Origin of the sequence: Acetivibrio sp. MSJd-27, from assembly GCF_018918095.1 — a bacterium.
GTDB lineage: Bacteria > Bacillota > Clostridia > UMGS1840 > HGM11507 > HGM11507.
Map to the genome: position 1 here is coordinate 250,219 of NZ_JAHLPV010000001.1, position 19,489 is coordinate 269,707.

19 protein-coding genes are annotated in these 19,489 nt (G+C 47.4%); 2 read left to right on the top strand and 17 right to left on the bottom strand.

Translation table 11 applies throughout. The annotated features are described in order from the left end of the window. Positions 1-119 precede the first annotated feature (119 nt). Positions 120-899, top strand: a complete 780-nt coding sequence (locus KQI32_RS00985; protein WP_216423578.1) for a stalk domain-containing protein — start codon at positions 120-122, stop codon at positions 897-899. 24 nt (positions 900-923) lie between these two features. Here KQI32_RS00985 and KQI32_RS00990 read toward each other — a convergent pair whose 3' ends face one another. Next, on the bottom strand, positions 924-2,123 hold the full coding sequence (locus tag KQI32_RS00990) for a hypothetical protein (protein WP_216423579.1): 1,200 nt from the start codon (positions 2,121-2,123) through the stop codon (positions 924-926). Positions 2,124-2,586: 463 nt separating this feature from the next. Between KQI32_RS00990 and KQI32_RS00995 the strand changes: the two genes are divergently transcribed. Then, entirely contained in the window at positions 2,587-3,363 is a 777-nt protein-coding gene (locus KQI32_RS00995) for a stalk domain-containing protein (RefSeq protein WP_216423580.1), read from the top strand. Between the two features lie 27 nt (positions 3,364-3,390). On the opposite strand, the gene KQI32_RS01000 is transcribed toward KQI32_RS00995, so the two are convergent. The 16 genes from KQI32_RS01000 to KQI32_RS01065 all read right to left on the bottom strand — a co-directional run bounded on the left by KQI32_RS01000 (position 3,391) and on the right by KQI32_RS01065 (position 18,813). Then, entirely contained in the window at positions 3,391-5,961 is a 2,571-nt protein-coding gene (locus KQI32_RS01000; protein ID WP_216423581.1) for a hypothetical protein, read from the bottom strand. A gap of 5 nt (positions 5,962-5,966) precedes the next feature. Next, a complete protein-coding gene (locus KQI32_RS01005; RefSeq protein WP_216423582.1) occupies positions 5,967-8,813 on the bottom strand; it encodes a hypothetical protein in 2,847 nt (948 codons plus the stop codon). Beyond that, positions 8,813-9,193, bottom strand: a complete 381-nt coding sequence (locus KQI32_RS01010; protein WP_177690166.1) for a hypothetical protein — start codon at positions 9,191-9,193, stop codon at positions 8,813-8,815. Before KQI32_RS01010 ends, KQI32_RS01005 begins: the two co-directional genes overlap by 1 nt. Beyond that, positions 9,190-9,678: a hypothetical protein gene (locus KQI32_RS01015; RefSeq protein ID WP_216423583.1), complete on the bottom strand. Its 489-nt coding sequence runs from the start codon at positions 9,676-9,678 to the stop codon at positions 9,190-9,192. The genes KQI32_RS01010 and KQI32_RS01015 overlap by 4 nt, the downstream gene beginning before the upstream one ends. Before the next feature lie 251 nt (positions 9,679-9,929). Then, on the bottom strand, positions 9,930-10,277 hold the full coding sequence (locus KQI32_RS01020) for a hypothetical protein (protein WP_216423584.1): 348 nt from the start codon (positions 10,275-10,277) through the stop codon (positions 9,930-9,932). A 46-nt stretch (positions 10,278-10,323) separates the two neighbouring features. Then, positions 10,324-11,169 carry a hypothetical protein gene (locus tag KQI32_RS01025; protein WP_177690172.1) on the bottom strand — a complete coding sequence of 282 codons (846 nt, stop codon included), beginning with the start codon at positions 11,167-11,169 and terminating at the stop codon, positions 10,324-10,326. Positions 11,170-11,575: 406 nt separating this feature from the next. Continuing rightward, the gene (locus KQI32_RS01030) at positions 11,576-12,742 is read right to left on the bottom strand and encodes a hypothetical protein (protein WP_216423585.1); all 1,167 of its coding nucleotides are present in this window, start codon (positions 12,740-12,742) and stop codon (positions 11,576-11,578) included. Between the two features lie 115 nt (positions 12,743-12,857). Then, positions 12,858-13,190: a hypothetical protein gene (locus KQI32_RS01035; protein ID WP_177690176.1), complete on the bottom strand. Its 333-nt coding sequence runs from the start codon at positions 13,188-13,190 to the stop codon at positions 12,858-12,860. Further along, the gene (locus tag KQI32_RS01040; protein WP_216423586.1) at positions 13,180-15,111 is read right to left on the bottom strand and encodes a hypothetical protein; all 1,932 of its coding nucleotides are present in this window, start codon (positions 15,109-15,111) and stop codon (positions 13,180-13,182) included. Before KQI32_RS01040 ends, KQI32_RS01035 begins: the two co-directional genes overlap by 11 nt. Before the next feature lie 117 nt (positions 15,112-15,228). Next, entirely contained in the window at positions 15,229-15,354 is a 126-nt protein-coding gene (locus KQI32_RS13490) for a hypothetical protein (RefSeq protein ID WP_256443618.1), read from the bottom strand. A gap of 33 nt (positions 15,355-15,387) precedes the next feature. Beyond that, positions 15,388-17,148, bottom strand: coding sequence for a hypothetical protein (locus tag KQI32_RS01045; protein WP_216423587.1), 1,761 nt, complete (start codon positions 17,146-17,148; stop codon positions 15,388-15,390). Continuing rightward, positions 17,099-17,617: a hypothetical protein gene (locus KQI32_RS01050; protein ID WP_216423588.1), complete on the bottom strand. Its 519-nt coding sequence runs from the start codon at positions 17,615-17,617 to the stop codon at positions 17,099-17,101. The genes KQI32_RS01045 and KQI32_RS01050 overlap by 50 nt, the downstream gene beginning before the upstream one ends. 9 nt (positions 17,618-17,626) lie before the next feature. Beyond that, positions 17,627-17,752, bottom strand: coding sequence for a hypothetical protein (locus KQI32_RS13495; RefSeq protein WP_256443619.1), 126 nt, complete (start codon positions 17,750-17,752; stop codon positions 17,627-17,629). Beyond that, entirely contained in the window at positions 17,739-17,918 is a 180-nt protein-coding gene (locus KQI32_RS01055; protein ID WP_216423589.1) for a hypothetical protein, read from the bottom strand. Before KQI32_RS01055 ends, KQI32_RS13495 begins: the two co-directional genes overlap by 14 nt. 180 nt (positions 17,919-18,098) lie before the next feature. Next, a complete protein-coding gene (locus KQI32_RS01060) occupies positions 18,099-18,383 on the bottom strand; it encodes a barstar family protein (RefSeq protein WP_216423590.1) in 285 nt (94 codons plus the stop codon). Positions 18,384-18,396: 13 nt separating this feature from the next. Beyond that, positions 18,397-18,813 carry a ribonuclease domain-containing protein gene (locus KQI32_RS01065; RefSeq protein ID WP_216423591.1) on the bottom strand — a complete coding sequence of 139 codons (417 nt, stop codon included), beginning with the start codon at positions 18,811-18,813 and terminating at the stop codon, positions 18,397-18,399. Positions 18,814-19,489: the final 676 nt, after the last annotated feature.

Genomic DNA, 19,489 nt, shown 5'->3' on the forward strand with positions numbered 1-19,489 from the left:
ATAATATCGAAATGATTGAAATATTTTACTTTTTATTCTAAAATAGGTTTGACGTTACGTTATATTCTTCTAAAAGAGAAAAAAATTACAAATTATTTCAATGTTTTTCGGAGGGAATTATGAAATCTTTTCAGAATACAAAAATAGCAAAACTTGCTGCCATCGGGGCGGCAATTTCTCTGTTCAGCGGCGCAGTGGGCTATGCGGCGGGCGAATGGGAAAACATTTGGGTGCAGTTTGACAGCGTCAATCTGAAGGTGAACGGACAGAACGTAACCTCCTCCAACCTTTTATACAATGACCGCACTTATGTTCCCCTCCGGGCTTGTGCGGAAATGCTTGGGAGTACGGTAGGCTGGGATCAGAATACAAATACGGCGAGTATTCTTGCAAATACAACCGATTCTGCGGAATTATCAAAAGCTATTAAAGATATGAACACCGTAGGTATTTTAATTGAAAAACTTGATAAAATTTATCTATTAGGATATGATTTGTATAATAGCTATATATTTTGTGTAGAATATTCAAATGATATAGTAGCTGATTTTGCAAACAGAGAAGACTCTTACAGCAAAAGTATAGAATACTTTAATACTGCAATCGATGATTATAATAATTACATTAATTTTATTGATGGCATTGTAAATGGTGGAAAGAATATAAATATAGACCTATCAAAAACCTTAGAAGCAATGACACTTTATGGCGAAAGTATTGATGATCTGAAAAGTGCTTTTACAAAATTAAGAGATTATGATAATAACAATAATGAAAATAATTTTAATCAAGCAGAAAAATTATGGGAATCGGCAGTTCAAAAGATATATAGTGGTGACACAATCATTAAAGAATATCGAAATTTGCTCTATGACTATATGCAAAAATATTCAAAATAATTTAAGTGTGGTTTACCGCACTTTTTAATTTCCTTTATTTTTATTATAATCAATTATTTTTTTCTCTTTTTCTGTTTCCTCATTAATTCTTTGAGTATTTGTTTTCCGTGTTTGTTCACCTTGTGCTTCAGTAACTTTAATTTCTCGACCGGTATTTGCATCAACCAGTTTTAAGTCATATCCGAATTGTGCCGCCATTCTCTGCAATTCGAGATATGCTTTTTTCTGATCCTCAGCCATCGTATTCCAATGCTTCAGATTGATGGTATAAACCTCGTGCTCTCGATCCAATTGTTTCTGAATGTTGCTGTTGAGCATGTCAGCCAGCTTAAATGCCAAATCTCTGTTATATTGCTGTTCTGCGGTGAGGGCTTTTACTTTTTCCAATCCAACCTGCAAAAGCTGTTCCGCTTCCTTCATTCTTCCCTCGGCAATCAATTTATCCGCTTCCATGCGTGCCTGCATGATGGTTTCATTTTTGGCGATTTCCAGTTCATTGCGCTCCGCCATCAGTGCGCTCTGCATCATCAAATTTTCCTGCCGTGACAGACCGCCTGCAGCGGAAAGACCATAATTGGCGATTCGCTCTTTAAAAGCGGGTAAATCCTCCTGATAGAATTTCTGGTATATCGCAGTGATGTTTTTGTCCGCGTCCGCCTGGGCTTTGTATTCGTTATAGCGATATTGCGACTCTGCCATATCTTCATATGCGCCCGACATTTTTCTGATATTCTCAGATACCTTATCAAATTCTTTGCCTGCATTGCTATTGTTTTCGGCAATCGCTTCATAGATATTGCGGAAATTTTCATATGGATTGTCCGACATCCCGGCAAGTCCGGAACCGCCATTTTCAGAATTGTTTTGACCGTTCCCCGTATTCCCCGTACCGAATCCATTTTCTATTTTCTGCTCCCTCAGCCGGCGGTAGGTTTCCGCAAGTTCTTTATCCCCCGCCTGTTCCGCTTCATTGATCAATGCCTGCAAATCTGAGTTTCTCAGAAATTCTTCCTTCTGATTATGCAGAGCCTCATAAATCTGCGCCATCTCCATATCGCCGCTTTCCTGCGCCGCCTGTGCCAAAGCAGTGAAATCACTGTTGGCAAAGAGGCTCAGTTTCTGATTGCGTAAATTCTGATATAATTGGATTTCACCTTGATCGCCATCTTTTTCGGCAGGAGCAAGCCCCTGCCCTACGGTTTTGGTTCGGGACGATGTGGGCATCGTCCCCTACAATGCATTTTCCGGTGTTTCCATTGTAGGGGAGGGGTTCCATCCCCTCCCGTCGTAGGGGCGAACTGCGTTCGCCCGTTGCCGCCCCTGTTATCCAGATCGTTTCCGCAACCTGTCATTCTGAGCGCCGCGAAGAATCTCATAGCCATCTCGTATCGTAGGGGCGGATATCATCCGCCCGTATATTTCACATATTTCCCCCGCCTGATTTCCTGTGAATTTCATCTGCAACCGTTTTCGACATTTTCCAATTATTTTAGTTTATTTATATTATTATTCTGATATTTTTGGATTATTTTATGATTTTTGCCCTTGTTTTGTCAATCTTCCTCGAATAATATCGAAACGATTGAAATATTTTACTGTTTATTCTAAAATGAAAATACAAAACGACATATTATTCCACATCAGAATGATATTGTAAAAGAAAGAAATTTTTTATACGGAGGGAATTATGAAATCTTTTCAGAATACAAAAATAGCAAAACTTGCTGCCATCGGGGCGGCAATTTCTCTGTTCAGCGGCGCAGTGGGCTATGCGGCGGGCGAATGGGAAAACATTTGGGTGCAGTTTGACAGCGTGAACCTGATGGTGAACGGGCAGAACGTAACCTCCTCCAACCTTTTATACAATGACCGCACTTATGTTCCCCTCCGAGCATGTGCGGAAATGCTTGGGAGCACTGTGGAATGGTCCCAGACTTCCAATACCGCAAGTATTACTGCAAATACAGCTGGTTCTGCGGATACTGCAAAAGTTATAAGTGATATGCAATCAGCTGGATATTTATTGGAATCTTTATATAAACTTAAGTCTTTAGAATTAGACTTATATATATGCTATACAGATTGTGTTAAGTATTCCAACAATATCACTGCAGATTTTTCTAATAAAGATGCTATTCATGAAGCAGATATCAACTTTTTCAATGAAGCCATTAATGATTATAATCAAGCTGTGAATGATATACCGAACATACTTTCTAAGGCAGATTCAATTGGATTAGATTATAGTAAAACATATGATATTTTAGATTATTATAATTCTTGTATAACAAATATTAAGTTAGCTTATGAAAAGTTATATTTATATGACGATACTAAAAATAAGAATTATCAAGACGAAGCTGAAATCTTTACTGATAAGGCTTTTGACGATATGTCATCAGGTGGAGATATAAGAAAAGAACTTTTAGATAAAGCTTCAAATTATATTAAGAACTATTCATAAATAAAGCTTTCTAATTAAAATATCTAATTATTTATATTGCTTATTAACTTTTGCCTGATTTTTTGCTTCTTCTTGAATATTCTTCGATTCCGCATCACGTGCATCAATCTTGTTCTTTGTCTGTCTATCGTCAAAAATGCCTTTTAATCCATATTCTTTCACAAGCAGATTAACTGCTTCCAAGAAGTCGAGATCTGATAATTCCATTTCAAAAATATGTTTCAAGCGGGTGATAAATTCTTCCTGCTTTTCTTTTCTTTCCTGCATTGTCAAATCGTGCTCTCGATCCTTCTCTTTTTCCTGCTTATCGCTGATCAACTGAGCCAACTGCATCGCCAGATTCATATTATTCTGCTGTTCCTGGGCGATGGCTTTGGCTCGCTCAATGGTAAGCTGATATACCTGCTCCGCTTCCTTCATTCTTCCCTCGGCAATCAATTTATCCGCTTCCATGCGGGCCTGCATGATGGTTTCATTTTTGGCGATTTCCAGTTCATTGCGCTCCGCCATCAGTGCGCTCTGCATCATCAGATTTTCCTGTCTGGAAAGTCCTCCTGCGGCGGAAAGACCATAATTGGCGATTCGCTCTTTAAAAGCGGGTAAATCCTCCTGATAGAATTTCTGGTACATCGCAGTGATGTTTTTGTCCGCATCCGCCTGGGCTTTGTATTCGTTGTAGCGATATTGCGACTCTGCCATATCTTCATATGCGCCCGACATTTTTCCAAGATAGTCAGATATCTTATCAAATTCTTTGCCTACATTGCTATTGTTTTGGGCAATCGCTTCATAGATATTGCGGAAATTTTCATATGGATTGTCCGACATCCCGGCAAGTCCAGAACCGCCATTTTCAGAATTGTTTTGACCGTTCCCCGTATTCCCCGTACCGAATCCATTTTCTATTTTCTGCTCTCTCAGCCGGCGGTAGGTTTCGGCAAGTTCTTTATCCCCCTCCTGTTCCGCTTCATTGATCAACGCCTGCAAATCTGAGTTTCTCAGAAATTCTTCCTTCTGATTATGCAAAGTCTCATAAATCTGCGCCATCTCCATATCGCCGCTTTCCTGCGCCGCCTGTGCCAAAGCGGCGAAATCACTGTTGGCAAAGAGACTCAGTTTCTGATTGCGTAAATTCTGATATAATTGGATTTCTCCTTGATCACCCCGCTGGACCGCATCGCCAAGCAAAGCGGCAAAGTCGGAGGTCAGCAGGGTGACTATCTTCTGGTCACGCAGTTCGGTATACGCCTGCTCCATGTTGACGTCGCCCGCCTGCTGTGCCTGGGCAATCCGCTCGTTGAAATCGGTGTTGGCAAAAAGGTTCATCTTCTGAGCGTGAAGTTGATTATAATAGTCTTCCCTGACGGTATCGCCGCTGTTCCTTGCCTCGTCCGCCAGAGCTTTCAGATCGTTGGCGGCGAGGAAACGGATTTTGTTGTCCCGGGCATAGAGCAGTTTCTGCTTCTTGTCCGGATCGGTTTCCGCGTCGGCCAGCGCCTGGAAATCCTGGGTATAGTCGGAGGTGTTGTAGCCTTCGATTTGCAGGGTATCGGCGTCTTGCGTCTGCGGGGGGATGGTATCTGTCCCTACGGCGGGGATGTCGGGATTTTGCGGGATAGAACCGTCTGTTTGCGGGCGAACAGAGTTCGCCCCTACATCGGATATTCCGGCGGTTTCGTTGTAGGGGAGGTCGTCCGTTGTCAAACCGTACCATTCCGGATTTTGGAGCTTCTGCTGATGGAGGGCTTCGTAATAGTCGGCCATGGTTTCCGACCCTTCCGCACGGGCTTGATTGGCAAGCGCCCGCATATCGTTTCCGGAAAGAAAATCAATCTTCTTCTGTCTGTCCTGCAGAATCTGGTTTGCCGTGACGGTGTCGCCCCGCTTCATCGCGTCGTTGTACAGGGACTGGAAATCCTGGGTGTAGTCGGAATCGTTGTAGTTTTTCTCGTTTTCTCCCTGCAGAGCCAGCTTCTGGTTGCGCATCTGGTTCCAGAAGGCCACGGTGGTGAGGTTTGGGTTCTTCTTCGCCATCTCGTCGTTGATCAACTGCTGAAAATCGTTGTTTTGCATATACGCCAGCTTTTGTTCGCGCTGGGTGCGGGCTTCCGCCTTCTGCGCCTCGGTGGCATTGGGGTTGTTTAAGACGGACTGATAATCGGCATGCGCCCAGTCATAATTGGGGGTGCCCTTCTGACCGCCGTAGGCGGCGTTCCCTTGCCCTACGGCGGCTTTCCCGCCATTATTCGCCGCCATGCCTTGGTAAACCTCTGCCTCGGTGTATTTTTTGTTTGGATCCACCGCGCCGGCTCCGCCGCTCCAGGTGGTTGTACCGTCAGCCTTTACCCGCACGGTCTCCCTGGGATGCGGACGGAAAGCCGCCTGCATCTTCCGGTTCAGCTGACTTTGATACCGTTGCTGTTCCGCCTGCTGGCGGTTTATGGCCTCCTGCTGCTGGTTCTTCAAAATGGTCTCGTATCTTTGATTCTGCACGTCTGCCAGAACTTTCGAGCGGTCTTTTAACTGGTTTGTCCGGTTGTATCCGCCCGACAGGGATTGTTTCGGTATGGTCTGGCGGTATAAATTTTCATAATCCATGCTGTTTACCTCCTTGATTTATAGATTTCATATTCGATTTTGATGTTGGAAACATCAAAGGCGGTACCCTGCTCCCCGTTTTCCAGATGGAAGCCCAGATACAGAATCCGTTTATGCTTCATGCGCCGGGTCATCACATTTCCGAAATGGCGGTTGGCGTGAAAGGAAATGGTGTGCCCCAGACATTCTCCCTTTTCGTTTACGCTCTTGAAATACAGGGGGAAATCCCTGTCCGAGGTGATATTCATCCATACCTGCCAAACGGCTTTCAGCGCGTTGGCGTCCCCGAAATCAAAGGCTTTGGTGGTGAAGGACGCCCGGATGGCTTTCCCCCCGTCATCCTTGGCGCCGTTGAAGGCATACAGGGCAAAGGATCCCCGCGGCACAAACGCCAGGCAGTCCCCCGCCGTGCAGAAGGAGGAAACCGGGATATCCCGCCACACATACCAGCTTATGTTTTCCTGATAGCCCTGGAAGGGGGTAAGCTCATAGTTCCAGATATAAATATCATCGCCGACGGCAAGATAATATTTGTTTTTGAAGTCGAAGCTCCGGGCATTCTGCTTCTCGAAAACGGAATATTTTCCAAGCCCCTTCCTCCCGTTTAGATTCATGCTGATGGGAAAGACATTCCGCTCGTCGGAAAGCTCCTTGATGGAGAGCAGGTGCAGCCCTTTGAGCGCGTTGCCGAAAACCACGTCGTTGTTCACCATCTGGATGGATCCGGGCATATCACAGCCGATGGAATCGTGCACGTTGACCACCGGGAAAACCACCTTGCTTTCCCCATACTGATAGGAAAGCTTGGAAATGCTGTCCGACTTAAAGACAATCAAGTCCTGATAATGCTTGGCAAAGCCGGTGATGGGGGCGCTGGAGTTGTCCAGGATGTCAAAGTTCAGCTCGGGGAAGTATTCAAAGTTGTTCACGTCGCTGTAGTAATAGGTGTTTCCGTTTTTCGGATCGCCCGCCGCAAACAGCCGTGTTCCGGAGCCTTCCGTGTAGCTGGAGCCGCCGTAGGGGATGGCGAGGTGACAGTTTTCCGGTCCCTCTACAGTTCCTGTATCTGCTGAAAGAATCAGGAGCTCCTCGCCTATTTCAAAGGGCTTTGCATTGGTTACCAGTGTGTTTTCTCCTGATTTTGAAATGGTAATATCCTCGCTTCTTGTGCTGATAATACGCTCCACTGTATGAAAAGAAATGGGAAGTTCCACTGTCAGAACATCAGAGGAAACTGCTTCGGCAAACCGAACCTTCGCATATCTGGATAAAATATTATACTGTTCCACCGCAACGGTCTGATAGTTGCCGGCGGAAGTTACAAACCTTGCTTCCAAAACCACAGGCACGTATCCCTCCGCTTTAATTGCTGTAAACTCTGCAGAAGCGAGACGGCAGCAATTGCCCTTGTAATCGGTAAAATCATATCCGGTATAATCAACTGTAGTTTCGGAAATGTATTCATAGCCGGCTTGGATACCTGCTTTTGTAAAATGATAGGGGGTGACAACGCTTCTATCGACATAAAGTCCGATCAGCTCATAGAAATCCGGCTCTACAGGCAAATCGTAAAAATTGCTTCCGATTTTCTTCAGATAACCTATGACTTTACTGGAACTGTCCACCTCATAGATGGCGTTTTCAAGAATTTGAAACAGCTTGGTCATGTAATTATTTCCGGTTGTTCGATAAGTAAGCACAAACAAATCGTCCGCCACTGCTGTCAGATAGGAAAGGCTTGCCTTTCCATAAATGCCGGAATCATCATCGCTGATTTTCATAAAACTGCAGCGTATCGTCTTGCTTTGACCGGTTTCATAATTCTGGATTGTGAGGGTTGTTCTGTCGGTGTATTTTCTATCCTCCTTCAGGGTGAGCACCGTATCGTTCCACTTGGAGTAAAGCTCATAAATATAGTTTGAGTTTGTAGTTGGAGGTGCGCTTAAACTGCTGACCTCTCCAGTCTCTAAATTATATTTTATTACGACAGGGCAGTAACCGCTGTAAGGATTTGTAACACCGTTTGTAGTTCCATTAGGCCATACAATCACATCGCATTGAAACAAAAGATAACCTTTCACCGCATCCATTCCACGAATAAAATTTCCGTAATTTGTTATATATTGTGTTCCGCTTTGAAACGGAAACGTGACGGTAGTATCTAACTGACAGCATACCGCAGAATAGAACGGTTCGCCGTCCTCCGGAGACAGCTTTTCAAATTCGATACCAACAATGCGTACCGCACCATCAGTCGGGGAGTTTTTCTTCACTCCATAAATGATATTTCCGTACTTGCACATGTGGTCAAAGGAAAATGTTTCAACGGATGTCACATCATAAACGTTCACTTCCACTCCGCTGAAATCGTAAACCTTGTTTCCGTCCGTATAAATGTTTTCCTCCAACTCACAAACAACGGACGGCACTTCAACATTCAATTTCTGAAGATTGAATTCACTGCAATTTTTCCCGAATTTATAGATTGCCTTACCGGAAAAATAATAAAGGATATCTCCCCGAAAAATAAAGGTTCCCGGCTTTTCGAGATTCAGATTCCTTGCGAGCACGGTAAGCTCATTGCTCTGCATGTCAACACTGACCAAAGCGTCTGTACATGCGAAATAAATCTTTCCGTCAAATTCCTTTGCACACAACACCTGCCCAATCCCTTCATGACTGATAAGCATTTCATACCCGCTTCTCTGCCTCAGAATACCGTCCTCAAACTCCATATTGCACACGTCCGCAAGCTGATTGTCCCGTATCTTGTGGGGCTCCTCATAATAGTTCACCCCGCCGTTTAAATCGGGAACCGTCTTAAGCTTGGCATTGCTGTTGATGTAATCCATCACTGCATCCCTCCCAGCGCGTTGAAGGTATCCACAACCCCTTCCTCCAGGGTGGGAATCAGCGCCTTATTACGCTCGTACCAGGTCTGGTAGAAATTAAAATTGTTCATGTCGTTATCCATGAAGGCCAGGTGGGAGGCCAGCCCATAGGAAAGGCATTTTTCAACGGTGTCGTCGGTGAGGGCGATCTCCTCCTCCAGACTGGAGACCGGAACCGCCTCCTCCCGCCGCTCCGCCTTGGAAAGCTCGGAAATCAGCGGATTTAACAGCACCAGAGCCTTGTTCTCGTAGTCGGCGGTGTTCTCGGTGTCCACCATGCCGTCACAGTCCACCCGGTCCATCAAAAGCAGCGCCCGGTTCAATACATCCCGTCCGGTCATTTTTTTCCACCCCGCATTTCTTTCAGCCCTTTTATCGTTTCCTTTCCAATCTCCGCCCGGAGCCTTGCGATGATCTTCCCATGAAAGCCCTCTTCGTTTGCAAAGACGGCCTCGCCCTTTTCATCGAAATGGACGTATTTATGCAGCGGCTTGCCATGCAGCCGCAGGCGTACCATCACGTCAAAGTTCTTTTGAAGGCATTTGAATTTTATCATGTTATCCACTCCTTTCATAACGATTCTTGCAGGGGCGGATACCATCCACCCGAACATTTCATCTGTCCGCTTTTCGGGACGATGAAGGCATCGTCCCCTACGCTGAATTTTCCATCTTTCCCGATGTAGGGGAGGGGTTCCATCCCCTCCCGCCATCGTAGGGGCGAACTGTGTTCGCCCGCCCTTACAAGCGCATAGAACAGCGTGCAAAGTACATCTTCTCTGCGCTTTGTTCTCTCTCCCTTGCCCTCTGTAGGGGCCGATGCCCACGTCGGCCCGCCTAGTATACCGTCTACTGTTTCCCATTTTCCGTAAGGACGGATGGTATCTGCCCGAACATTTCATCTGTCCGCTTTTCGGGACGATGAAGGCATCGTCCCCTACTTGGTTCTAAAAAAAGGGCTCCACGGGAACGCAGAGCCAATCAACCAATGTTCCCTTGTTCTCTGCGCCCCGCGGCAGCCCTTTTTTGATTCTTTCGATACTTTCGATTATTTCGATTTTTTCAATTTTTCCATTATCTAGATGACAAAGGGAATCACATCAACCGCGGCGGTTGTGGTGAAGGCGATACAGCCCGCATAATCCCCTTTTCCAATTTTATAGCGCGCGCTGTCGCACAGCGGAATGACAACCGCTTTGCCGGCGGCAACATCGATGGTATTGTCGCCCAGCGACTTTTTGTATTCCGTGCCGGCCTTCAGTGTGATTTTCGCAGCGCCGGTTCCGCCGACAACCACCAGCCCCATGCTCTGTTCCCGTTTCATGGGAATGTAGTAAGTATTGCCGGATGCTGTTGTAATTTTATCTCCTGCTGCGCCGTTGTCCGTTCCTGCGGCGTAGATCAGATCCTTTTTGATATCAGCCATATGTTTCTCTCCATTCTGCCTTTGCGGCGTTTGATTTTGGTATGCTTTAGATTGCGGTTTCGGTGCCCGGAGTGAATTTCGCCACCACGATCTCGGCGGGACGGATGATTCTTCCGCCGTACAGGCTCAGACCTTTGACCTTTTTGCCAAAGTTGTTCTCCGCCCGGACGATCTCCATCTTCTGAATAGTCTGCGCAAAAGCGTATGCTTTTTTTGTACGCAGTACACAGCATTCCGCCGAGCCGTCCTTTGCCAGATTGTTGGTTAGGTAGATTTTCATCTTGCCATACTGACCCATGTAACCCTGTTCAAACAGCTTGTCATTATCGGTCTGATAGACAATGCCCGCCAGCGTGATTTTCCCGAACATGGAGGGGGATACCTCCAGAACAATCTCCTCGTCCGGCGGAACGTCGCTTTCGTACAGCTTGGTGTTCATCGCGGTCAGCAGAGACAGCACGTTGGCGCTGGTAGTGCTGGAAGCGTCAATCACCTGTGCGGTTCCGATCTGCTGCGCAATCTGGCTGTATATGTATTTGTCCTGCTCTTGGGCAATCACCTTTCCGCCCTTGCTGGCAACCTCTTTCACCGTGTCAAATTCCGACTGTTCGGAATCCACGTCCGGAATGTAGGTGCCCACATATTTGGACTGGGTGATCACCAGTTTGTCATCGGTCATCTGCGCTTTCTCAAAGACCAGGTCTTCCCCGGTGTAATCCATCACTTCCGGATCGATTAATCCCAGAATGCGCACAGAGTCCCCTTTCTTTTTGATTTTACCGCTGTAGCGGTTCATGGAATTCTTTACGGCTACGGCGTTTCTCAGCCTGCCCAGATCCGCTTCCTTTAAAACGGCTTCCTGAAAATTTACTTCGTTTATTCCTGCTCCCATGTTTCTTTCCTCCTTTGTGTGTTTTGCGTTTGCGGCATACAAGCGCATAGTACAGCGTGCAATGCGCATCTTCTCTGCGCTTTGTCCTCTGCCCCCTGTAGGGGCCGATGCCCACATCGGCCCGCCCAGTATACGCTTACCGTCTACTGTTTCCCGTTTTCCGTAGGGGCGGATACCATCCGCCCGAACATTTCATCAGTCCGCTCTTCGGGACGATGAAGGCATCGTCCCCTACGCTGTATACGGCATTTTACGGGACAGGAAACCCGTCCTCTACAGTGGATTTTCCATCCTTCCCGATGTAGGGGAGGGATTTCATCCCCTCTCGCCGTCGTAGGGGCGAACTGTGTTCGCCCGCCCTTACAAGTGCACAGTACAGCGCGCAATGCGCATCTTCTCTGCCCTTCTACCTCCGCTTACTGCCCCGTTCCAGTTCCGCCCAAATGGCGTCCCTGTATTTTTCGTATTCCGCCAGGCTCATCCTGCCGACACGCTCGGTGCGGGGCCGTGCCTCCGCGCGTCCCCTCGCCGAACCGGTTGACATACCACTGTTGGCGCGTCCCTCTTCCCGGATGCTCAGCTTCCGTTCCAGTTCCGCTTTCTCCACGGCCAGCTTTTCATAGCCGGCGGTCAGCCGGTAGGCTTCCTTCAAGGGCATTCCATACCGGCTTCTGTAATAGATGGCCTCGCTCGGAATATCTCCCGAACGCAAATCGGGATTCTCCCGGAGAAGCTCCTGAAATTCCCGGTTAAACCGGTTCTCCTCCGAAAGGCGGTCATTTTCCTGCCGCGCCCTATGAATCTCCCGCGCCTGGTCAGCGGTCAGCCCGTCCTTCTCCGCAATCCGGCTGATTTCATCCTGCTGCCGCTGTCTGTCGATACCGTCCAGGTATTCCTCCGGCGATATGCCGTGCCGGGCGGATAAATCCTCCAGAAGCGAATAGGCTCGTTTCATGGCGCTGTTGTCCTCATAGGCCTTCAGTCTGTCGTGGATTTTGTCGTAGTTCATTCCCTTCTGGGCATAAGCCACGGCTTCCTCCCGGGAAAGCTGACGCTGGGAACCGTTGTATTTCACCGTGAGAGGCTGGTATGCCTCACCGGTTTCCTGCTCCGGCTTACGCGCGCTGTCCCCTTGTATTTCTTCTGCCTGACCGGATTGCGCCGTTTCCTCCATCGGTTCCGATTCCGCCGCGCTTTCCATGCTGTTTTCCAAAATTATGGTTTCTTCCATCTTGATTCCTCCTGCCTGTGGTTGGGCATTTGTCCGGGACTTCTCCGTCCCGCCTGTGCCTACTATACCACCGGGACAGCCTGACTTCCCATGACATTTGACCAAAAATATTTCTTGCCTTCCGAAGCATGACGAAATCTGCGCCAGATAGGCCTCCTGTTCTCCCGGACTCAGTTTTTTAAATTCCGGCAAATCCATCAATTCTTTCATTCGTTTATCGATGTTGGAATCCAGGTTATTCCGGTAATACCGGTATTGGTCTGCGTTCAGCGCTTTGCGGCCAAACAGGTTTTTCACGCCCTTAAAATTGGTCGCAGCTCTCATCAGTGCGTTCAGCCCCAAATCGAAGCCTTCCTTCTTTGCGAAATCGTTTGATGAAAAATTATAGTATATAGAAAAATCCCTCGGCAGATGTCATTCTCTGCCAAGGGATAACAAACAAAATCTTTCAATTATTCTAATTCATATTTTTACGAATCAATCGGTCAAGCACTTGAAAATTATATAGTAATTTCTCTTGTTTCATACTGTCAAATCCTTCTATTATTCTCTCATCTGTTAAATCACTAAGCCATAGATATTCATTATCTTTTCGTACAGAAATATCTAAAATAGAGCGATCATATACCAAGAGAACATCCATTTCCCGATAAAGCTTCATCGGTAATTCAAATTGAGAATAGGGTGTATTCAATACATTTATTTCTCCAAAGATGACGTTAGAACCCCAAATCTGTTCTGCAACCGATTTGATTAAATGAATGTTTCTTATTGCTTCCTCATTTAACATACCAGAAACCTCCCTCATAAACTAAATTTTTATCTGTAACATTTAATATGGATTTTAAATATTTCCATTCTGCTTTCAAGAATCCTTTTCCTTTTCTCGGATCATGTGAAAATCGAATTGTCTTTCCGCTGGCAATCGCATCATCCAATGCCGGTTTATTGAAATATTCAAACATATCGGATTCAGATAGACCATATTTGTCCTGAATTTTATTCCAGTCTCCTCCCATGTCAAAATAGGAAGATTCTTTTCCTGCCTTGGCAATATAAGAATCGGAATCATTGGTGTATTTTCCAAGCGTCATAGAATTAGCCTCCGGATTTTTTATGGATGCTTTCCGTATTGTCTGAAATTCTTCGACCGGAACCTTTCCTCCGACCTTCCCATCTATAATTTTCAAGTTTCCTATGGCATCCGGCAAATCCATTATACCTTCCGCCGCATCCTTTGTCAAATCCTTCCGCGCCGCGTCATACACCTCTTCCCGCGCCGCTTTTTTCATCTGCGCCAGATAGGCCGCCTGTTCTCCCGGACTCAGCTTTTTAAATTCCGGCAAATCCATCAATTCCTGCATTCTTTTGTCAATATGGGAATCCACATTATTCCGGTAATACCGGTATTGGTCTTGGTTCAGCGCTTTGCGGCCAAACAGGTTTTTCACGCCCTTAAAATTGGTCGCCGCACCCATCAGCGCGTTCAGCCCCAAATCGAAGCCTTCGTTCTTCGCGAAATCGCTTGCCGCCTGCGACGCCTTTTTTCCTCCGGCAACATCCGCAACAAATTCCCCTGCATTTACAGCGGTATCCCCAATCGCATTCGCCGTAAAATCCCGCAGAAATGGATTGTTGATCTTGCTCAGCCCTTTTACGCTTTTTGCCGCTGTACCCAATCCCTTGTATAAAGCGGCTTCTCCTGCCAGGTAACCGGCACCGTAATAATTGGGGTGCTGTTGTTTTGCAATATCTTTTGAACTTTTCGTCATGCCAAACGTAGCGCCATTTTTACTCCCATAGTTCTCAAATTCGTCATAAATTCCAAGGGATAAATTGCTCAAAGCCCCTCTTGCTACTGCAGTTCTCTTTGTTGTCATATCCAGTGCTTGCCGAAGTCTTGCGTTTAATCCATTTACTGAGTTCTCTCCCAGTTCAAAAGTCATCCTATCCTTGAACGAAGGATTCAAAACAGCCCCGTATCCTCCATTTTTTATAATGTCCTCTTTTAACTTTTCGGACAGATACGGCAATGCCTCCGCAATCTGCTTTCTCTGCTTATCCGTCAGATTTTCATCCTTTGAAAGGGAATACGTCTCGGAGACAAGCTTTTTCTCCGTGCTGTCCCCCCACATGGGCATGCGGTTTTCTCCCTCGTGCTCATTGCGGTATGCATTGGCTTCCCGCCGGATTTCCTCGGTCTTCTGCTCCTGCTTCCCGATATCCATCCAGGAGTTATCCGGAAGCAGCGGATAATCGGATTTTTTCGTTTCCTTTGTCTTTTTGGCGCTGGTTTCCTCGATTCCATTATCATGCAGTTTCACCGGGGCTTCCACAAGCAAGGGATACGGCTCCTCCCTATTTTCTGTTATGCCGCCCGTCTCTTGACGAATTGCCTCCGTCTTCTGCTCCTGTTTGCCGATGTCCATCCAGGAATTGTCCGGAAGCAGTGGATAATCGTTCTCCGGCTTTGCCGTATTCTGTCCGCCCTGATTGGAAGCACTGCCCGGCTTTACGACCGCCGCCCCCAGTCCGCCCTGATTCGGATCCAGATTGTATTCCCGGGGCGGATTGTCCGGTCCCGCCAGATTTCCGTCCCAGCCTAACTCTGCGTCAAGCCCCATCTCTTTTTTGAATTCCTCGTAGGTCAAATCCGGCCGGGATTTCCGCATCTCTTCATATTCCAGCCTTCTCGCCTCTTCCTCCGTCATTTCTTTCACCCCCTTTTTCCTGTAGGTGCTTTCCTGTGTTCGCCCGCCATTATGTATGTTTCTTCTTTCTGTCATTCTGATCGAAGGGAAGATTCGCCTTGCCGCCACACCAATAGATCAGCCGTGAGATTCCTCGTCCCTCGGAATGACAGGTGGCGGTAATTTTCCGGCATTCCCATTGTAGGGGCGGATAGCATCCGCCCGCAATTCCAGACCTCTTCCACTATCCGTCATTCTGATCAATGCGAAAAATCTCCCTGCCATCTCACCTTGTCATCATTCCATTCCGCCGTATTTCTCCTGCACCTGCGCCATGATATCCTGCGGCATCGGCACGCTGGTGCCGGAGCCCTGCAAAAGCTGGTTCACCTCCGCCGCCTGCTGTTCATTCATGCTGTCGGAACCCGGCTGGGGCATAGGCTCGCCGCCGGCCTGCGCCTCCTGTCCCTCCTGCTGGATACGCGCCATCACCTCTTCTCGCTTGGGCACATAGCCGCTGGGCAGACGTTCCAGATATTCCTCCGGCGTGATGATGCCGTTCGCCAACAGGTTATCCAGCGTCTGAACCGTAGTGATTTCCGAGAACTGGGAGGAAGCCCCCACCTCGATTTTCAGGCGCACCGGCAGATCCCGGTAGAAGGACGGATCGAACTCGACCACCGCTTCCTCCCCGTTTTTATCAAACATCGCCAGACGGGGCGTCTGGTAATAGGTGCTCCACATACAGAGCCATATTCTCCCCATGTCCTCGATAAACTGATAAAACCGGGTCTGAATATTTTCCAGCGGCGCCATGGACGCCTCCCGCATCATGACAAAAGCGGAGGTGTTTTCCGGCCGCACGTTGCCCAAGGCCACATCGTTGGCACCCATGCAGTCCTGGGTGTTGCCTTTGATGTCGTCCTGAATCCGGTAGGAGTCGGACGACAGGCTGGGCGGCTCCAGATAGCGCGCCACATCGCCGATGCTGCCATTGACCGGGATTGCCCCGCCCACCTTGTTGCTCCAGGATTTCACCCGGGAATTGTCAAACAGCACCTTGGGGGAGACAAAATTCATCAGGGAGATTTGTTGCAGGGCGGACATCTTGTTGTAGACCACCTGATTGGGTATGACCTCCTTTAATTCGGACACGCCGAAAAAGCTGTTTTTCCGCTCCCGCCAGCAGAAATTCGCCACCGGATACATCGAAAGGCCGGTATCCCAAGGCTCTTTCACCAGCACGTCCTTGGTGCACTTCACCGCCCAGACGGTTCCGGTTTTCTCGTTTTTCCACAGCTTCAGCAGGCAGGTCACCTTTTTGGTATCATTCAGTTCCTCCTTGGCGCGGTCGCCCGCTTCCCTGTCACGGTTCTCGTCGTCGGAGATATCCTCCCAGCCCTTGACTCCGTTCTCTTTCGCCTCCCGCTGCACCTCGGCAATCAGCCGCCGGAAGGACAGAATCAGATAGGGCTGCTGCTGAATCTCGCCGCAGTTGGGATCGCCGGGAAAAAAGTTCACGCTGTCAATAAGCTCCGCGTTGATATCCCCCTTGATTTCATCCCCCTGGGGCGAATAGCTCGTCTGCTTTTCATCCCAGTAAAAATACAGAATCCCGTTGCCGGAAATGCCGCCGTCCAGCAGAATCTTCTGGTTCAGGCTGTCGATTTTCAGTCGCTCCCAGGTCGCCGTGGCATAGTCGTTCAGCGCTTCCGCCAGAAGCTCTGTTTTATCCGTTTCTTCCGTTTTATTCGTTTCTCTTGTTTTTTCCACATTTTCATCCGCCGTCTTTTTCGCCGTGCGGAATTTCATGGGGGTAAACACCATCTTGACGTTGCGGGAACGCACCGCGCTGACCAGATAGTCCAGCACCCGGCGCAGGAAGTTAAATACCGGCTTAGGCACCCCTGTGCTCTCGATTCCGTACCAGTGGTCACCGGCGTAAAACCGCTCGTTTAAGTCCACTGTGGTGTACAGATCGATCTTGTTCTTGTAGTCCACCCCGTTTTCATATTCCGTGAATATCTGGGCTGGATTGATTTTTTCCTGTTTTTCCATTGTTCCACGTCCTTTCCTTTTTTCGTATGAGATTCCATTTTCCGTTTTCCATCGTAGGGGAGGATACCATCCATCCGAACATTTCATCTGTCCGCTTTTCGGGACGATGAAGGCATCGTCCCCTACAGTGGATTTTCCATCCTTCCCGATGTGGGGGAGAGATTCCATCCCATCCCGCCGTAGGGGCGGATAGCATCCGCCCGCATTTCAGTACATAGAACAGCGTGCAATGCGCATCTTCTCTGCACCTTGTTCTTTGTCCTCTGTAGGGGCCGATGCCCACATCGGCCCGCCCAGTATACCGTTTTCCATTTACCATAGGGGCGGACAGCATCCGCCCGCATTTTTCATTCGCCTGCACCGTTCTAAGCCTCCCTTGTGTAAAGGGAGGGGGACCGCTTGCGGTGGTGGGATTGTCCTCCCACTCCCCCGCCATTCTGACCGAAGGGAAGAATCGCCTTGCCGTCACGCCAATGGTTCAGCCATGAGATTCCTCGTCCTTCGGAATGACAGGCAGGCGGCGTTTTTCCGTTTCTTTCCGGCGGTCACCATCCAATGCAGAGAATGGGCTTGCGCCCTTCGCGCCGTCCTCACTGTTTTCCATAAGGATCGTAATCAAACACTTCGTTCAATTTTTCTTCCTTCCCCCTGCGTTCCGCCTCATTTCTTTCGTCCTCCTCTGTCATAGGGAGGTTCTTTCTCCTTTCCTTCAGCAGGTACAAGCAAAGCGCTGTGTTCAGCAGGCATAATGCCAGGCAAATAAAAACCATGTTTCTTCCTCCTTGTATTCTTAAAAATAGATGGTTACAATTCCGCTTTTATCATAGCCCGCCTTCCTCCTGACATGCCATGACCGAACCGCTTGATTTTCCTTCCGGATAAACAAAAAAGGACGCTGTCAAACAGCGTCCAAAGCAATCCGTCTATTTTCATTTGTCGACAATACCGTATCAGGAAATATACTCAAATACAATATTGGGCGTACTTTTGTGAACGTCAAAGAAAACTTCAATAATTCCATCCATTTCTTTCTTCCACTCCTTATGCCTCCTTACAATTGTATGAATACCTTTCACTGTGACATGAATTGGTTCATCACAATAATTGTCCAGCACATCCCAAAGCGCGTCTAAATTTTTCCCCATATATCCTCCATAATCAAATCCTTTCTGAATGATGTCATATACTTCATCGATAGAACGGCAGTTCGTAAAATCCAGTACAATTTCTTCCATATCGCATGCCTCCTTATATAATTTCATAAAACGTTTCATAATGATCATAGGTAACAAAAATCAAACCATCGCTGGAAAACAATATTCTGCAATCATTTCTGTAACCGTTTGTATAATTAAAATCCGCTTCATACCAAATTCGTCCAAATTCATCTGGTAACTTTCTTTTTTTATTTTGATATACACCACCAAATATTGTTTTTCGAGGCGCTATATCTGCAAGGTTTCCTCCCTTATTTTTCCACCCTAATTCTTTCGCCTTCTTCTTGGTTATGTAATTCTCCGGCAATTTTCCATACTTTTTCAGCCAAAAATCCGCACCCTTTTTTCCGTCCTTGGTGGCGGTTCCCGCAGTCAGAGCTCTCATACGCTCCATCACACAGCGGCAATGGGGATGCAGCGGCGGAGCCGGATCGGGCATTTCATCCATCCTGTAAATTTTCCCATTTTTATCCCGACACTACAAGCATTAGAGAGACGAACCCCATATGCCCTGCACTTGTTAAATTTCCGCCTTTTCGGATTGTCGGTCTTGCAAGGCGTCAGCCTTGCTGCACCCTTACGCACCAAAAAAACGAAAATGTTCCTATGTGCAGGGTCGCAGAGTTTCCACAGAGCAAATTTTTTCGTAAGACAAGGAAAAAGCGCAGATAATCCTGACGGATTGACGAGCATTTTGACGCAGGATTGCGGAAAATTTGCTTGTGGAAACCATATTGTGTTCGTCTCTCTAATGCTTATACAAGTTTTTAAATCTCCAAAAGCTCTCCAGTTTTTCCAGTTCTTGCTCTTTATCCCTTCCATATTCTTTTCCTCCATTATAACAAGATAAAATTGCTTTTTCAACGCTGCATGTTCCGGTATTTCCATCATAGGGGCTTTCCTGTGTTCGCCCGCCCTTACAAGCGCATAGAACAGCGTACAATGCGCATCTTCTCTGCACCTTGTTCTTTCTCCTCTGTAGGGGCCGATGCCCACTGAGTCGTGAGTATACAGTATACAGTATACAGTTCACAGTAGAACGGCATGTTCTGCCGAGATGGCATCCCTGTTCGTTACCGTATACTGTTTACCATTTACCGTAGGGGAGGGATGTCATCCGCCCG

Excerpts from the sequence above, each read along its gene's own strand:
- KQI32_RS01005 (WP_216423582.1), bottom strand. The coding sequence starts at position 8,813 with ATGGATTACATCAACAGCAATGCCAAGCTTAAGACGGTTCCCGATTTA.
- KQI32_RS01045 (WP_216423587.1), bottom strand. The coding sequence starts at position 17,148 with ATGGAAAAACAGGAAAAAATCAATCCAGCCCAGATATTCACGGAATAT.
- KQI32_RS01065 (WP_216423591.1), bottom strand. The coding sequence starts at position 18,813 with ATGGATGAAATGCCCGATCCGGCTCCGCCGCTGCATCCCCATTGCCGC.
- KQI32_RS01040 (WP_216423586.1), bottom strand. The coding sequence starts at position 15,111 with ATGACGGAGGAAGAGGCGAGAAGGCTGGAATATGAAGAGATGCGGAAA.
- KQI32_RS00995 (WP_216423580.1), top strand. The coding sequence starts at position 2,587 with ATGAAATCTTTTCAGAATACAAAAATAGCAAAACTTGCTGCCATCGGG.
- KQI32_RS01055 (WP_216423589.1), bottom strand. The coding sequence starts at position 17,918 with ATGGTTTTTATTTGCCTGGCATTATGCCTGCTGAACACAGCGCTTTGC.
- KQI32_RS01010 (WP_177690166.1), bottom strand. The coding sequence starts at position 9,193 with ATGACCGGACGGGATGTATTGAACCGGGCGCTGCTTTTGATGGACCGG.
- KQI32_RS01025 (WP_177690172.1), bottom strand. The coding sequence starts at position 11,169 with ATGGGAGCAGGAATAAACGAAGTAAATTTTCAGGAAGCCGTTTTAAAG.
- KQI32_RS01035 (WP_177690176.1), bottom strand. The coding sequence starts at position 13,190 with ATGTTAAATGAGGAAGCAATAAGAAACATTCATTTAATCAAATCGGTT.
- KQI32_RS01020 (WP_216423584.1), bottom strand. The coding sequence starts at position 10,277 with ATGGCTGATATCAAAAAGGATCTGATCTACGCCGCAGGAACGGACAAC.
- KQI32_RS01060 (WP_216423590.1), bottom strand. The coding sequence starts at position 18,383 with ATGGAAGAAATTGTACTGGATTTTACGAACTGCCGTTCTATCGATGAA.
- KQI32_RS00990 (WP_216423579.1), bottom strand. The coding sequence starts at position 2,123 with ATGCCCACATCGTCCCGAACCAAAACCGTAGGGCAGGGGCTTGCTCCT.
- KQI32_RS01000 (WP_216423581.1), bottom strand. The coding sequence starts at position 5,961 with ATGGATTATGAAAATTTATACCGCCAGACCATACCGAAACAATCCCTG.
- KQI32_RS13495 (WP_256443619.1), bottom strand. The coding sequence starts at position 17,752 with ATGGAAAACAGTGAGGACGGCGCGAAGGGCGCAAGCCCATTCTCTGCA.
- KQI32_RS00985 (WP_216423578.1), top strand. The coding sequence starts at position 120 with ATGAAATCTTTTCAGAATACAAAAATAGCAAAACTTGCTGCCATCGGG.